Here is a 14914-nt window from a genome sequence, read left to right as displayed (position 1 = left end):
CCAATGGCTTTAATCAGTATGCGACAACTTCTTGATCATGCAGCTGAAAATGGTTATGGCGTGCCAGCTTTTAACGTTAATAACCAAGAGCAAATCCGCGCTATTATGATGGCGGCTGATAAAACAAACAGCCCAGTAATTGTGCAAGGTTCAGCAGGTGCTCGTGCCTACGCTGGTGCCCCATTTATTCGTCATATGATTTTAGCTGCTATCGAAGAATGGCCACACATCCCAGTGGTTATGCATCAGGATCACGGTACTTCACCAGGTGTTTGCCAGCGTTCAATCCAGTTAGGTTTTTCATCTGTAATGATGGATGGCTCATTAATGACTGATGGAAAAACACCTTCAAGCTATGAGTATAATGTTGATGTAACACGCAAAACAGTTGAGCTTGCTCACTCATGCGGCGTATCGGTTGAAGGCGAGTTAGGTGTTTTAGGTTCTCTTGAGACTGGGGAAGCTGGTGAAGAAGACGGTGTTGGTGCTGAAGGTAAATTAACCACAGATCAAATGCTAACAGATCCAGAAGAAGCAGCTGACTTTGTAAGCAAAACTCACTGTGATGCGCTTGCAATTGCCTGTGGTACTTCTCATGGCGCGTATAAATTTACACGCCCACCAACGGATGACATATTAGCGATTGATCGTATTAAAGCTATTCACGCACGTATTCCGAATACTCACCTTGTCATGCATGGTTCGTCATCTGTACCACAAGAGTGGCTTGAAGTTATCAACCAATATGGTGGTGAAATTCCTGAAACTTATGGTGTGCCAGTAGAGCAAATCGTAGAAGGAATTAAATTTGGTGTTCGTAAAGTAAATATTGATACAGATTTACGTTTAGCATCAACGGGTGCAATACGTCGTCACTTGGCGTTGAATCCATCTAACTTTGATCCACGTAAATACCTTGCTGAAGCAACCAAAGCGATGACAGAGATCTGTGTGGCACGTTATGAAGCGTTTGGCACTGCGGGTCAAGCAGGAAAGATCAAGCCAATCTCGCTTGATGAAATGCATCTTAAATACTTATCAGGCGAGTTAGATCCGCAAGTTAAGTAATTAACACATTGAAACAAAGCCAGTATCTGAAAAGAGCTGGCTTTTTTTATGTGTACAAAAATGTTTAAAGATCACTCTTTTACTAACGAAGAATGCCAAGATCGGCTTTTTACTAACGTTTTATTCTAGGGATCAATCTTTTACTAAGGATCGTGAAAAAACAGATAGTTTTTGCTTTAAAAGTCAGCATAAAGTGCGCTGTTTGTACAAATGTTCAACATCTTATGGTTTTATGTTAGTACAACTCTGATCCCTGATCGGCTCTGTTAGTACAACTATGATCTCAGGTTCTTTGCTTAGTATGATCTTGATCCGGCGAGCGCTTTGCCACCGTGATACATCGTAAAATATGATTATTTTTAAGCTATAAAAAGTAAAACAGGCAAGTAAATATTCGCGTTACATATGTCTGCGTTTTTATAAAAATATGATTGCGCTACCTGAACTACGTCTAATTTATGAGTTTTCCCACTTTTTTAGTGTTGTTTGTGTTTTTTTTTCGCTCATTTTAATTTACACGTTACACTTTCATAAAAATGTCATACTTAGTCATAATAATGAAAACAAGTTCGATAACGAAAGAGAAGAATTGGAATGTCACGTAAAGTACTTGTCGTCGATGACGAAGCGCCTATTAGGGAAATGTTAGTTTTTGTATTAGAACAAAATGGATTTCAAGCGATTGAGGCCGAAGATTACGATTCTGCTATTGCAGCTATGGTTGAACCATACCCTGACATGGTGTTATTGGATTGGATGTTACCAGGTGGCAGTGGTATTCAGATCGCCAAAAAGTTTAAACAAAACGAGCATACACGTAAGATCCCGATCATTATGCTAACAGCCCGTGGCGAAGAAGAAGATAAAGTACGTGGCTTAGAAGTGGGGGCTGATGATTATGTCACTAAACCATTTTCACCAAAAGAGCTGATGGCGCGTATTAAAGCAGTCATCCGTCGTGTGTCACCTACTTCGTTAGAAGAGGCGATAAAGGTACATGGTTTACGATTAGATCCTATCTCACATCGTGTAACCTCTGATGGTAGCGAATTAGACATGGGACCAACTGAGTTTAGGTTATTGCATTTCTTTATGACTCACCCTGAGCGTGTATATAGCCGTGAACAATTGCTGGATAACGTATGGGGAACTAATGTCTATGTTGAAGATAGAACCGTCGACGTGCATATTCGTCGTTTACGTAAAGCGATCGCTCCGCTGGGGCATGATAGATTAGTTCAAACGGTGAGAGGTGCAGGGTACCGTTTTTCGAGTAAACTATAATATCTTAAACATTAAGTTAATAGCTTCATTAGCTTAAGTTTATTTTTCTAAGGTAAAGTGAGTTTATGTATCGAGTTGTTAATAAGCAAGCGCTGGCGAAGCGCTTGCTTATCTATTTTTTACCCCTATTACTTATTGGTGTGCTAGTTGGCGCGCCATTTTTGCTTTTATTTTTAGGCTCTTTTTCATTATTAGTTTGGCACTATCATCAACTTTACCGTCTCAGTGATTGGCTACTCAATCAACGCAGCTTTAACCCACCGGAGGGAGAAGGTGCATGGGAGCAAGTTTTTGAAGGTATTTATCATCTTCAGCATCGAAATCGTAAAAAGAGAAATGAACTGGCAGACTTAATCCGTCGGTTTCGTGATGGTGCAGAGGCAGTTCCAGATGCTGTCGTGGTATTGCAACGAGACCTCAGTATCGTTTGGTGCAATCAACTGGCTTTAAAAATACTTGGCTTGCAATGGCCTGGTGATCATGGGCAACGTTTAGACAATCTAATCCGCGATCCTAAATTTGCTAAATACATGTACCAAGAAAAATTTGATGAAGCCCTTGAGCTTGAAAACACACACAGTGTTGAGCAAGTTCTTGAATACCGAGTAATGCCATACGCAAGTTCACAACTTATGGTCGTTGTAAGGGATGTAACTCGTTTGAAGCAGTTAGAGCAAATGCGCAAAGATTTTGTAGCAAATGTGTCGCATGAGCTACGGACCCCCTTGACGGTTGTAACAGGTTATCTAGAAATGTTTGATGGCGATATGATGCCACCGCCAGCTATGTGGAATAAAGCGCAGAATACCATGTTAGAGCAGTGTAAGCGTATGGATAGCTTAGTAAATCAGCTATTGTCGCTATCACGTATCGAAGGTGTGAGGCGACAAGATAATGATAAAGCAATCAATGTTCCTCAGCTACTAGCGTATATTCGCACTGAGGCCCAATCACTTAATCAAGATAAAGGGCATGAGCTCACATTTGAGGTTGATAGTCAGCTCGACATTAAAGGCGCCGAAGATGAGTTACGCAGTGCGTTTTCTAACTTAGTGTTTAATGCAATTCATTACACTAAGCCTGGTGGAAAAATAATAGTAAGTTGGCAGCGGGTAGATGATCATGCAGTGTTCTCAGTTACTGACAACGGTGACGGAATAGCGCCAGAGCATATTAACCGCCTCACTGAGCGATTCTATCGCGTAGATAAGGCCAGAAGCCGAACAACAGGCGGATCTGGTCTTGGGTTAGCGATCACCAAACATGTGCTGACACGGCATGATAGCCAGTTAAACATTAAAAGTAAGCTTGGTGAAGGCTCATGTTTCTCTTTTTCTTTTCCAAAAGAGAAACTCGTAGAGGGTGAAAATTCAAAAACACTTTAAAGTCATAAAAATGCAATAATTAAGTAATCTAACTGTCATTTAATGGCTTTAAAGTAGTCAGCAGTTAGGAAATGGGACGAACAAATCGGAGTAACCCCTATGAAATTTAAACGTTTAGTTGCCGCAATGGGTGTGGCTGTTACAACATTAGTATCTGCACAAGCGCTGGCTTTAGATAAAACGATTCCTGAATACGAGAAAACAACAGGTATTTCAGGTAACTTTTCATCAGTGGGCTCTGACACTCTTGCCAACATGATGACTTTTTGGGCTGAAGAATATAAGCGCTTCTACCCGAATGTAAATATTCAAATTCAAGCAGCGGGCTCTTCAACAGCGCCACCGGCTTTAACTGAAGGGACTGCAAATTTCGGCCCTATGAGCCGTAAGATGAAGTCAAAAGAAATTGAATCGTTTGAAAAACGTTACGGTTACAAACCAACAGAAGTTCGTGTTGCAATTGATGCACTCGCTGTATTTGTTCACAAAGATAACCCAATTGAAGGGCTTCGTATTGATCAGGTTGACGCTATCTTCTCATCAACACGTAAATGTGGCGCGTCAGATGAAGTATCTCGTTGGAGTGATGTTGGCTTAACTGGTGATTGGGCTGCTAAAGATATTCAGCTTTATGGCCGTAACTCTGTATCAGGAACGTATGGTTACTTTAAGAAAATGGCTTTGTGTAAAGGCGATTTCCGTAACAACGTAAATGAACAGCCAGGCTCTGCATCGGTTGTACAGTCAATTTCATCTTCTGTAAATGCAATCGGCTACTCAGGTATCGGTTACAAAACATCGGGTGTTCGTACTGTTCCATTGGCTAAGAAAGGCAACAAGTTCGTAGACGCTACACTTGATAACGTAGCAACAGGTAAATACCCGTTATCTCGTTTCTTGTATGTTTATATTAACAAGCATCCAAATAAACCGCTTTCTCCAATTGATGCAGAGTTCCTTAAAATGGTACTCTCTCAAAGTGGTCAACAAATTGTTGAGAAAGATGGATATGTACCATTGTCAGGAGCTATGGCAATGAGAGAGCTTAAGAAGCTAGGTCTTTTATAATCAGATAATTAATAATAAAAACCGCCTTTATTGATAAAGGCGGTTTTTTTATGGCTAGCAATAATACCTAAAACTCAATTTAGCCACGGGCTAAAGTTCGTTTGAAATGCATATTAATATTTAATTAGTTACCCATAATTTAGGTTAGTGAATCGTGGTTTAGGGGTCGCTTGAGAATAGAGGTGAGGGAGAAGCTTATCAGAATAAGGCTGATAAGCTTATAGCCATTATTTATTGCATTTTTCCAAGCTTCTCAGCATTGGCTTTGCATTGATTAAATGTTTCTATGCATTTGGTACTACACACTTTGTGAACCATGCCATCACCCGTGCTTTGTTGCTCACAGTTAAGCTCACATTGATAATTTTGTTGTGCACACTGCTGCATTTCTGGGTTTTCTATTTGGTTTTGACAGCCTAATAAAAGGCCAACAAGCATAGTCGACCCGGCTATTTTAAGTAGTGAATTCATTTTTATCCCTAATTTATTATATTAACTTGTAAGTTATCTATTAGTCTTACGTTACCTAAATATGCCGCAGCTAAAATGACTAATCGGTCATCTTCTACTGTAGCGCTTTTTAAGGTATCGCGCTGGGCTATTTCAAAATAATCAGCGATTAGCCCTGCCTCGTTCAGCGTTTGTTTAGCTTGTTTACAAAGGGCTAAGAAATCATTTTGGCCAGCGCGTAATTGAGTCGCGCATTCGGTTAGCGTTTTAAATAAATTTGCAGCGACTGCTTTCTGTTGATCAGATAGGTAGCCATTTCGTGAGCTCATAGCAAGACCAGAGACTTCACGCGTGGTTGCAACCCCGACTACTTCAACAGGAATCGATAAATCGCGTACCATGGTTTTGATAACTTGTAACTGCTGAAAGTCTTTTTCACCGAAACATGCAAAGTCAGGTTGAACCAGATTAAATAGTTTCGTTACTACTGTGGCTACACCTTTAAAGTGTCCTGGACGTGAACCACCACAGTAACCCATTGATATGTCAGGTACGTCGACATAACTTTGTGCGCCTAAACCGTTAGGGTAAATGGTTTCTACACTTGGCGTAAAAACAATATCAGTCCCAAGCTCAGCGAGGCCTTGCTTATCTGCATTTAATGTCCTTGGGTAGCTATCCAGGTCTTCATTTGCACCAAATTGCATAGGGTTTACAAAAATACTCACTACCACTTTATCAGCCATGGTTTTGGCTTTCTCTACTAACGAGAAGTGCCCTTGATGCAAGTTTCCCATTGTAGGAACTAATGCGACGCTGAGGCCGACTTGACGCCAGGCTTTAATTTGACTGCGTAATGATTTTATTTCAGTGATCGACTGCATTATTTAAACTCATGTTCAATGCTTGGGAAAGTGCCATTTTGAACATCAGCACAATATTTTTTTACTGCATCTGGCATATTACCTGTTTCGAGTAAAAAGTTTTTAGAGAACTTAGGGATATAGCCTGCTGAAATACCTACTAAATCATGCATAACTAAAATTTGACCATCGGTTTGATTACCTGCACCAATGCCAATGGTAGGGATATTGACAGCATCAGTGATACGTTTTGCAAGCGCTGAAGGAATACATTCAAGTACGATCATTTGTGCGCCTGCTTTTTCAAGCGCTTGTGCGTCTGAAATCATTTTTAGGGCTTGCTCTTCACCGCGGCCTTGAATTTTAAAACCGCCAAACACATGCACAGACTGAGGCGTGAGTCCTAAATGCCCACACACAGGAATACCTTGTTGTGTAAGGGCTGTGATTGAATCGTATAACCATTCACCACCTTCTAATTTGACCATGTTGGCGCCTGAGCGCATCAGTTGTGCTGCATTTTCACAACTTTGCTGTGGGGTCGAATAGGTCATAAATGGCATATCAGCAATGACAAATAACTCTCTGCTGCCAGCACGCACGCAGCGAGTATGGTACGCGATGTCTGTATTTGTTACCGCGAGGGTATCGTCACCACCTTGTAGAACCATACCGAGTGAATCGCCAACTAATATAACGTCTACGCCGTTATCATGAAAAAGCTTGGCAAAACTGGCATCGTAAGCAGTTAAAGCGGTTATCTTTTGTTGTTCTGCCTTCATTTTATGAAGAGTAGACACTGTTATTTTAGACATAATATCCTCGTAGGTAACGCCTTAAAATTAATTACAGAGGTAATTGTTGTAATTCGTTTAATGCAAGTGTTGCAGTGATTGTTTGTAACTTTGTACCAGTAGGCAACTTAATATTTGGCGCAATCTCAAGTAATGGATAGACGACAAACTCTCGCTCAGTTAAACCATAATGAGGGACAGTCAAACGCTCAGTATTAATTATTTGCTCACCGAATAATAAAATATCGATATCTAACGTGCGTGCACCCCAGCGTTCTTCTTTACGAACTCGGCCATGGTCTAGTTCAATTCTTTGCGTTAAATCAAGAAGCTGCTCAGGAAGTAGAGTCGTTTTTAGCGCTGCGACAGCATTCACATAGTCAGGCTGATCTTGTGGGCCCATCGGTTTGCTCGCATAGTGGTGAGATACACCAACAAACTCACAACAAGGAAGCGTTTGTAAAGCTAAAACAGCATTGTTTAATTGCTCACGGGGGGCGTTTAAATTCGCCCCTAAGCCAAGGTATACAGTTTCCATTTTATCACTCAGCTGCCGGTTTTGGGCTACTACGACGGCGAGAACGGCGGCGACCTTTCGGGGCACCTTGGCTCCCTAGCGCTCTAACCATTTCTTTTTGGCCATTTATATCTTTGTTTAGGTAGTCGCTCCACCAGTTTACGAGTTCTTGGTGTTGTTGTTCACCTGCTTGCACACGTAAGAGCAAGAAATCGTAGGCCGCTTTAAAACGAGGTTGTTGAGTTAATCTAAATGCGCGTTGGCCTGAGCGTTTATCTAAGCGTTGCTGGATATGCCATATATCGCGTGCGCCTAAAGTAAAGCGCTTTGGTACAGCGATATGCTGTGCGTTTTCGCTCAGTACTTTATTCATTGCCTGTGCATATGCATCAAATTCAGACAACTGTTCTTGTTGTTGTAGTTTTGTCGCTATTTTTAATAGTGGGAACCATAATAGCGCAGCAAAAATAAAGGCTGGGGTCACTTTTTTATCAGCATTGATGCGCTCATCGGTATTACGGAACATCTGTTGAATAAGTGAGTGTTCTAATCCTTCAGGGTTCTTGTCTAAAATACTGTCAAGTGCTGGGAATAATGCCTTAAATAAACCATAGCGACGTAGCATAAGAAAGTTCTCTTGTGCTTTTCCATTAAGGAATAACTTTAAGGTTTCTTCGAATAAGCGGGCTGGAGGGATATTATCTAACAAGCTGGCTAATTCTTTTAAAGGCTTCTCTGTCGCTGGAGCGATAGTCATATCAAGCTTTGTTGCAAAACGAACTGCGCGCAACATACGAACAGGGTCTTCTCTGTATCGCGTTTTTGGGTCGCCTATTAATTCAATCTGCCTTGCGTTAATGGCGGCAATACCATTTGCGAAGTCATGAATTGAAAAATCATTTATCGAGTAATAAAGCGCGTTTATTGTAAAGTCGCGTCGTTCAGCGTCTTCTTCAATACTACCAAATACATTGTCACGTAATAGTTGACCTTGATCACTTGATTGACTTGTTTGGTTTTTTTCAGGCGCAGCTTCATGGTGTCCGCGCATTGTTGCAACTTCAATAATCTCGCGGCCAAATACAATATGAGCGAGGCGGAAACGTCGGCCTATCAATCGGCAATTTCGAAAGAGTTTTTTTACTTGCTCTGGTGTGGCATTGGTAACAACATCGAAATCTTTTGGTTGTTGTCCTAACAAAATATCACGAATGCATCCACCAACCAGGTAGGCATCAAAGCCACCATCTTTCAGGCGATATAATACCTTGACTGCATTTGGACTAAACTGTTTGCGAGAAATGCCGTGCTCATTACGTCCAATAACCAAAGGCAAGGTTTGCTCTTGTTCTGGCTGATGTGTTTGAGTGCCATTTGGCCCCATAATTTGCCGACAAAATTGAAAAAGCTTGGAAATAATAATCTGTCTCCTACAGAACACTGTTAATTGACGGCATATCCATCAAAAATCTAACCAAGTATAGCTGTATTTTGATATTAACTGCACGAGGAATGTGCATACTTGGCGATAAACGGGTGGCTATAATATACCAGTGCAGCTCAAAAATTAAGTTGAAGGCTTTAAAATAAACACCATTTAGCGAAATTTTACTTAATTATGTGAGTAAACAGCGTTGTTTGATGATCTGCTGACTGAGAAACTTGAATTTGTGTTACTTTTGGTACAGTTGATAATTGATAGCGTTTAATAGCCCAATTCATCATTTGCTCAATGTTAACCGTAAGTAATTCTTGCTCGGGTGCTAAACCTAAAAATTGAAATGCACTAAATAACGCTGGTTTGGGCTGTTGTTTGCAAATAGCGGGCGCGTAGTTTTGTTTTGATAGTTTAAATCCCGGCTTGGCAACGGCTAAAGGAAGGTGAGCATAGTTTGGGGGAATCGCATCGAGTTGTTTAAATAAGCTTAGCTGCCTGGCTGTGGGCTCTAATAAATCAGCACCACGCACGACATCTGTAATTCCCTGGGCAATGTCATCAGCGACGACGGCTAGTTGGTAAGCAAATAAACCATCGCTGCGCTTGATTATATAATCTTCATGAGCGAGGTTGATGTCAACGATTATATCGCCTTGAATAAGATCGCGATATTGCGTTGTAGGATGTTGCTGAATTAAGCGCAGAGCACACTTGGAGTTATCTAAGGATAGATTTCGACAATGGCTTTGATATATTCCACCCAGTGCTTTTATTTGTTTTCGTGAGCAATTACAGGCATAGACGAGATTTTGGCTTTGTAGCTGCGCAAGTGTGTGTTGGTATAATTCATGACGCTGAGTTTGATAAACAACGTGCTCATCCCAATACAAGCCATAAGCTTCTAGTGTTTTGAGGATATCGTCAGCAGCCCCTTTTACAACGCGGGTTGTATCTATATCTTCAAGACGAACTAACCAATTACCTTGATGACTTTTTGCATCAAGAAAACTGCCTACAGCCGCAACCAAAGAACCAAAATGGAGCGGCCCAGATGGAGACGGCGCAAAGCGTCCGCGATAATTACGCGAAAACGCTGTATCGGCTGTGGCAATAGACATGGTTTAACTTAAAAGTTGTTAACCACGTCCTGCTTGTTTTTCTTTAATTTCGGCGAGCGTTTTACAGTCTACGCATAAATCAGCTGTAGGACGAGCTTCTAAACGACGGATACCGATTTCAATTCCGCATGACTCACAAAACCCAAAATCATCTTCTTTGATAAGGATAATTGTTTTTTCAATTTTTTTGATCAACTTACGCTCACGGTCGCGTGTTCTCAACTCTAATGAGAACTCTTCTTCTTGTGCAGCACGGTCAACAGGGTCTGGAAAGTTAGCAGCTTCGTCTTGCATGTGCGATTTAGTACGGTCTACTTCATTGCGTAAATCGTTGCGCCATGCTTCCAAAATAGTTTTAAAATGAGCACGTTGTGCTTCATTCATATACTCTTCGCCCGGCTTTTCTTGGTATGGTTCTAACCCGGCCTGAGCCAACAACCCTAATTTTTTTTGGTCTGGCATAACTTTCTCCTAAATCCTTAATATAATACCCAGCTTTAGCCGGCGGCTATAAATAACAGAATCCTATGGCCTAGGCAAATTTATTTTTAATTAATTGGCTGTGCTTAAATCGTTTTTACTGTTTTTAATGGAATTCGGTGATTCTACTGACCGTTTTTTAATCACAGTGCGATTTGTTAACTGGCCTATACATATGGGCATAAATAAAAAATACAACTCAATTTTTTATTTCACTTAATTATCGCCTTAGAGAATAATTATAGATGATGGAAAACCATTGTTTATCAGCGCTTGTTTAGTTAACAGTAAGGGGTTAATTAGAAATAAATGGTAGACGCTCGGTTAGCATTATTTCTTGCGTCGAAATATTGGCTTTATAGGCGAACACCTCAACACCTTTAGCAATCGCCTCTGTTAATAACTGGGCATACTTTTCATCAATATGTTTTGCTGCACTCACTTGGGTTATGCCTTCATGTAACACAGCAAACAATAATACTGCACGATGGCCTTGCTCAACCATTTCAATTAATTCTCGAATATGTTTTTGCCCGCGTAACGTTTGCGCATCAGGAAAATAGCCTTGGCCCGTTTCTGGCGCATCTTGGCTTAATAACGTGACTGATTTCACTTCAACATAACAGTTTGGGCGGTTAGGATCGCTGAGTAAAAAGTCGATTCGGCTATTCTCTTGACCGTATTTTACTTCACTTTGGATGTGTTCATAACCGCTTAGTTCATTGATTGTACAAGTGTGTAATGCTTCTTCGACCACCTTGTTTGCTAATGCAGTATTGACGCAAATCAGATGCTGAAATTGATTTTGAGTGAGCTCTAAAGAGGATGGGTATTTACGTTTTGGGTTATCACTGGTTGAATAAAATGTGCTGAAACCTGTCTCGGCGCAGCCTGTCATTTTACCCGTGTTAGCACAATGCACAGTAAATTCAGAACCATCCGCTAAGCGTAAGTCAGCTAAAAATCGTTTGTACCGTTTGATCAATATGGCGTGTTGTAATGGCTTAGCAAATTTCATTATTTAGTCTCAATCAGTTGGGAAGTTGTGCCAGCTATAGTAGACTCGGTGCCACTATTTAGCGCAAAGAGTACTTTAACATGTCTGAAAAATTTGTTGTTCAATTAAGCGAACACGCGGCTGCATCTCATTGGGGCGAAAACGCCACACTTTCATTTAATGAGCACGGTGCAACAGTTCACCTAGCCGAGCAAGAAACCTTAAAAAACGTGCAAAAAGCAGCGCGTTCTATTGCAAATCAAGGCGTTAAAAATGTTGTTTTAGCTGGCGACTGCTGGTGCACTGAAACGCAATGGGCATTCTATCAAGGCTTTGTTTCTCCTAAAACGTTAGCAGGCGTTGAGTTTGCACAAAATGCTAAAACAGATAGCCAAGAGCTAAATTCATTATTACGCTCTGCTACGTGGGCGCGTGAAATGATTAACGGCACTGCCGATGATATTTTCCCTGAGAGCCTTGCTGGTAAAGCGGCTGAATTTATTCAATCACTTGCACCTGAGCATGTCAGCTACCAAATTATTAAAGGCGATGCGTTATTAGAGCAGCAATGGATTGGTATTCATGCTGTTGGCCGTGGCAGTGAGCGCCCGCCAGTATTACTAGCATTAGATTACAACCCAACTGGCGATGACAATGCACCAGTAGATGCGGCGTTAGTGGGTAAAGGTATCACGTTTGATTCAGGTGGTTACTCAATTAAGTCAAGTGAAGGCATGCTGGGCATGAAATGCGATATGGGTGGTGCAGCCACGGTTACTGCGGGTCTAGCTTTGGCGATTAGCCGTGGTATTAACAAGCGTATCAAGCTATTTTTATGTTGCGCAGAGAATATGATCTCGGGTCATGCATACAAACTAGGTGACATTTTAACTTATAAAAATGGCACAACGGTTGAAATTGTAAATACCGACGCAGAAGGGCGTTTAGTGCTTGCTGATGGCCTTATGGCGGCAGGCGAGACTGGTGCACCGCTTATTATCAATGCTGCAACGCTAACGGGCGCTGCACTAGTTGCTGTTGGACAAGAGTACAATGCCTTATTTGGTCTTGATAAAGAGTTTGTACGTGAAGTCGAAGGCTTTGCAGAGCAAGAGATGGAAGCCGGCTGGCCATTACCACTTGAAAAGTGGCATCAACAAAACTGCCCATCACCTTATGCTGATACGGCAAATAGCCGAGCACAAAAGGGTGGCGGTTATGGCGGCGCATCAAATGCGGCAGGTTTCTTATCACGCTTTGTACCAAATGATGGCAAAGGCTGGGTACATATTGATTTAGCAGCTGCGTTTAATATGGGGAGTACAGGTCAATGGGCTGCAGGTGCAACAACAGTCGGTATGCGTACCGTTGCACGTACATTGCTTGAGAAAGCGTAACGCCTCGACATACTTTTAATATTACAAGGCACGCAGACAATGCGTGCTTTTTTATGCGTTTGACTTAAGCTTTTGCCGTTGTATAGAGGTAAACAGAACGAATGATAAGTCGTTAAATGTAGTTAATGTGTTTAAAAATGGTATCAAACAAGCTTTTTAACGTATTTTACGGTAAAATCCGCCGCCACAGCTTTTCAAGAGTTGTCTTGATTAGACTACACTTGATTAATCTACTTACACTGGGGTTTCTATTATGTCTGATAAGACTTACATCACCGCGCAGCAATTGCTAGAAGATTCTTTTCGCGTAGCAGCACAAGTTTACCAAGACGGTTTTCGTCCTGATTTTATTATTGGTATTTGGCGTGGCGGTGCACCAATTGGTATTGCTGTGCAAGAGTATTATGATTATAAAGGTATTGAAACGGATCATATCGCCGTACGCACCTCATCGTATTATGGTATTAATAAGCAGTCTAAAGAAATCAAAGTTCATGGCTTACATTACATCATTGAAAATGCCAATGCGGGTGATTCACTGTTAATTGTTGATGATGTTTTTGATTCAGGACGCAGTATCTTTGCGCTTAAAGAAAAGTTATCAGAGTTGATGCGTTTAAATTTACCAAAAGATATTCGTGTAGCTTGTCCTTACTACAAGCCAAAAAACTCGAAGGTTGATATGAAACCGGATTACTACATACATGAATCAGAAGAATGGTTAGTATTTCCACATGAGCTTTCAGGTTTAACGCCAGATGAGATCATTGAAGGCAAAACGGACCTTGCAAAAATACATGATATTTTACTAGAGAAGTAACCTGCCCATGACTCGCTCTTAATTGGCGAGTAGTAAAGTAATAAAAAGGCCTTTAGTAGGCCTTTTTTTAGTTTTAGATCTGTGAAAAGCTATCTACGTAATCACTTAGTTTATCAAGGTTGACGGCCTTCAAACCATTATTTGACCTTTCAACCAGACCTTTTTCTACTAACTCTGAAACAACACGACGATAAGCTCTTTCGGTTGTGGCAAAACGCTCTGCTTCGGCGTTAACCGTTGGGTAAGCACGAAGCAATGTTGGGTTATTATTTTCTGCCCGTAATAAACAATCTTTCGCGATGTTATAGCCAAGCGGTAGGAGTAATTTATCCAAGTTTATTTTTTGATTTTCTTGAAACTTTGCGGCAATAGTTTGAGCCGTGTATAAGCTTAACTCAGGCTTATCTAAGAGCAAGGCGCGCCAGTGTTTGAGCTCTATTAAGTTATAGCTAACATCACTAAAACACGTCACAGTATAAATACAGGGGTTATTGTTTAACGCTTCAATTTCGCCAATCAGTGTATTATTACAATCTAGCTGGCCTAGCAGTAGACGCCTGCCGTTACCCACGTCATAACTAAATGACACCGTGCCACTTCGCACTAACACGAGCTTTGTTAAAGGCTGATCTTGGTGGATTAACACTTCTTTTTTTGATTGCTGGTAACAACTGCCTGCAAATGTTAGAAGTTGCTCAACTAGGTAACTTGAAAAATGATATTGAAACATCAAATATGCTCTTCGGACAATTGTCCTATTTATTACATCTTAATGACGATAGCATTAAGACTCTAAGAATTTACACTAACTTACTAGCTTATTTAAGCGCCTCAGCACTTAAACAGGTTTGACACCTTTATATCCCGTGTAACGATTATTAAAAGTATGCTGTTTGCTTACTTTGGGTTTTAAGTAGGTTAGTTTTTTATACAGTACTACATTGTGTCGCTATTGCATCTAAATCGCAATACCCATGCTGTTAATCTTAATAGTTAGGAGAAAAAAATGAGTTGGGAATACCTAGGCTACATAGCTTCTGCTTTACTCGTTGCGTCTTTAACTATGAGCGATGTAGTTAAATTGCGCTGGTTGAACTTTGCCGGTTGTATTGCATTTACACTTTATGGAGTTGCAATAAGTGCATGGCCAGTAGCGATAACAAACGCTCTACTGACCTTTGTTAATTTATATCACTTGATTAAGCTTAACCGTAAAAAGGCAAAAGCAGAATAAT

General features: G+C 40.9%; 16 protein-coding genes. 7 read left to right on the top strand and 9 right to left on the bottom strand.

What is annotated here, in order from left to right; all coding sequences use genetic code 11:
* Positions 1 to 3 precede the first annotated feature (3 nt).
* The 4 genes from fba to ATS75_RS09615 all read left to right on the top strand — a co-directional run bounded on the left by fba (position 4) and on the right by ATS75_RS09615 (position 4805).
* The gene (fba, locus tag ATS75_RS09630) at positions 4 to 1068 is read left to right on the top strand and encodes a class II fructose-bisphosphate aldolase (RefSeq protein ID WP_058560227.1); all 1065 of its coding nucleotides are present in this window, start codon (positions 4 to 6) and stop codon (positions 1066 to 1068) included.
* Positions 1069 to 1662: 594 nt separating this feature from the next.
* Positions 1663 to 2352 carry a phosphate regulon transcriptional regulator PhoB gene (gene phoB, locus ATS75_RS09625; RefSeq protein WP_058560226.1) on the top strand — a complete coding sequence of 230 codons (690 nt, stop codon included), beginning with the start codon at positions 1663 to 1665 and terminating at the stop codon, positions 2350 to 2352.
* A 65-nt stretch (positions 2353 to 2417) separates the two neighbouring features.
* Positions 2418 to 3737: a phosphate regulon sensor histidine kinase PhoR gene (gene phoR, locus ATS75_RS09620; protein WP_058560225.1), complete on the top strand. Its 1320-nt coding sequence runs from the start codon at positions 2418 to 2420 to the stop codon at positions 3735 to 3737.
* 99 nt (positions 3738 to 3836) lie between these two features.
* Positions 3837 to 4805, top strand: coding sequence for a PstS family phosphate ABC transporter substrate-binding protein (locus ATS75_RS09615; RefSeq protein ID WP_058560224.1), 969 nt, complete (start codon positions 3837 to 3839; stop codon positions 4803 to 4805).
* A 231-nt stretch (positions 4806 to 5036) separates the two neighbouring features.
* Here the strand turns inward: ATS75_RS09615 and ATS75_RS09610 are convergent, their stop codons facing one another.
* The 8 genes from ATS75_RS09610 to sfsA form a co-directional block, all read right to left on the bottom strand.
* A complete protein-coding gene (locus ATS75_RS09610; protein ID WP_058560223.1) occupies positions 5037 to 5276 on the bottom strand; it encodes a hypothetical protein in 240 nt (79 codons plus the stop codon).
* Between the two features lie 8 nt (positions 5277 to 5284).
* Entirely contained in the window at positions 5285 to 6139 is an 855-nt protein-coding gene (panC, locus tag ATS75_RS09605; RefSeq protein WP_058560222.1) for a pantoate--beta-alanine ligase, read from the bottom strand.
* On the bottom strand, positions 6139 to 6933 hold the full coding sequence (panB, locus tag ATS75_RS09600) for a 3-methyl-2-oxobutanoate hydroxymethyltransferase (RefSeq protein ID WP_058560221.1): 795 nt from the start codon (positions 6931 to 6933) through the stop codon (positions 6139 to 6141). Before panB ends, panC begins: the two co-directional genes overlap by 1 nt.
* A gap of 31 nt (positions 6934 to 6964) precedes the next feature.
* Positions 6965 to 7450, bottom strand: coding sequence for a 2-amino-4-hydroxy-6-hydroxymethyldihydropteridine diphosphokinase (gene folK / locus ATS75_RS09595; protein ID WP_058560220.1), 486 nt, complete (start codon positions 7448 to 7450; stop codon positions 6965 to 6967).
* Positions 7451 to 7454: 4 nt separating this feature from the next.
* A complete protein-coding gene (pcnB, locus tag ATS75_RS09590; protein ID WP_082665448.1) occupies positions 7455 to 8813 on the bottom strand; it encodes a polynucleotide adenylyltransferase PcnB in 1359 nt (452 codons plus the stop codon).
* A 224-nt stretch (positions 8814 to 9037) separates the two neighbouring features.
* Entirely contained in the window at positions 9038 to 9985 is a 948-nt protein-coding gene (gluQRS, locus tag ATS75_RS09585; protein ID WP_058560219.1) for a tRNA glutamyl-Q(34) synthetase GluQRS, read from the bottom strand.
* Positions 9986 to 10003: 18 nt separating this feature from the next.
* Positions 10004 to 10447: an RNA polymerase-binding protein DksA gene (dksA, locus tag ATS75_RS09580; protein WP_058560218.1), complete on the bottom strand. Its 444-nt coding sequence runs from the start codon at positions 10445 to 10447 to the stop codon at positions 10004 to 10006.
* A 313-nt stretch (positions 10448 to 10760) separates the two neighbouring features.
* Complete coding sequence (gene sfsA / locus ATS75_RS09575) at positions 10761 to 11483, bottom strand: DNA/RNA nuclease SfsA (RefSeq protein ID WP_058560217.1); 723 nt, start codon at positions 11481 to 11483, stop codon at positions 10761 to 10763.
* An 80-nt stretch (positions 11484 to 11563) separates the two neighbouring features.
* Between sfsA and pepB the strand changes: the two genes are divergently transcribed.
* Both pepB and ATS75_RS09565 read left to right on the top strand, forming a co-directional pair.
* The gene (pepB, locus tag ATS75_RS09570) at positions 11564 to 12859 is read left to right on the top strand and encodes an aminopeptidase PepB (RefSeq protein ID WP_058560216.1); all 1296 of its coding nucleotides are present in this window, start codon (positions 11564 to 11566) and stop codon (positions 12857 to 12859) included.
* Positions 12860 to 13112: 253 nt separating this feature from the next.
* Positions 13113 to 13679, top strand: coding sequence for a phosphoribosyltransferase (locus ATS75_RS09565; protein WP_058560215.1), 567 nt, complete (start codon positions 13113 to 13115; stop codon positions 13677 to 13679).
* Positions 13680 to 13752: 73 nt separating this feature from the next.
* Here the strand turns inward: ATS75_RS09565 and ATS75_RS09560 are convergent, their stop codons facing one another.
* Entirely contained in the window at positions 13753 to 14409 is a 657-nt protein-coding gene (locus tag ATS75_RS09560) for a Crp/Fnr family transcriptional regulator (protein WP_058560214.1), read from the bottom strand.
* 276 nt (positions 14410 to 14685) lie between these two features.
* Here ATS75_RS09560 and ATS75_RS09555 point away from each other — a divergent pair, with 276 nt between their 5' ends.
* Positions 14686 to 14913 carry a YgjV family protein gene (locus ATS75_RS09555; RefSeq protein WP_058560213.1) on the top strand — a complete coding sequence of 76 codons (228 nt, stop codon included), beginning with the start codon at positions 14686 to 14688 and terminating at the stop codon, positions 14911 to 14913.
* Position 14914 lies beyond the last annotated feature (1 nt).

It is taken from the genome of Pseudoalteromonas sp. H105, assembly GCF_001469215.1.
Taxonomy (GTDB): Bacteria; Pseudomonadota; Gammaproteobacteria; order Enterobacterales; family Alteromonadaceae; genus Pseudoalteromonas.
The sequence above is the reverse complement of the archived record's forward strand: the minus strand, read 5'-3'. Positions and strand labels throughout refer to the sequence as shown.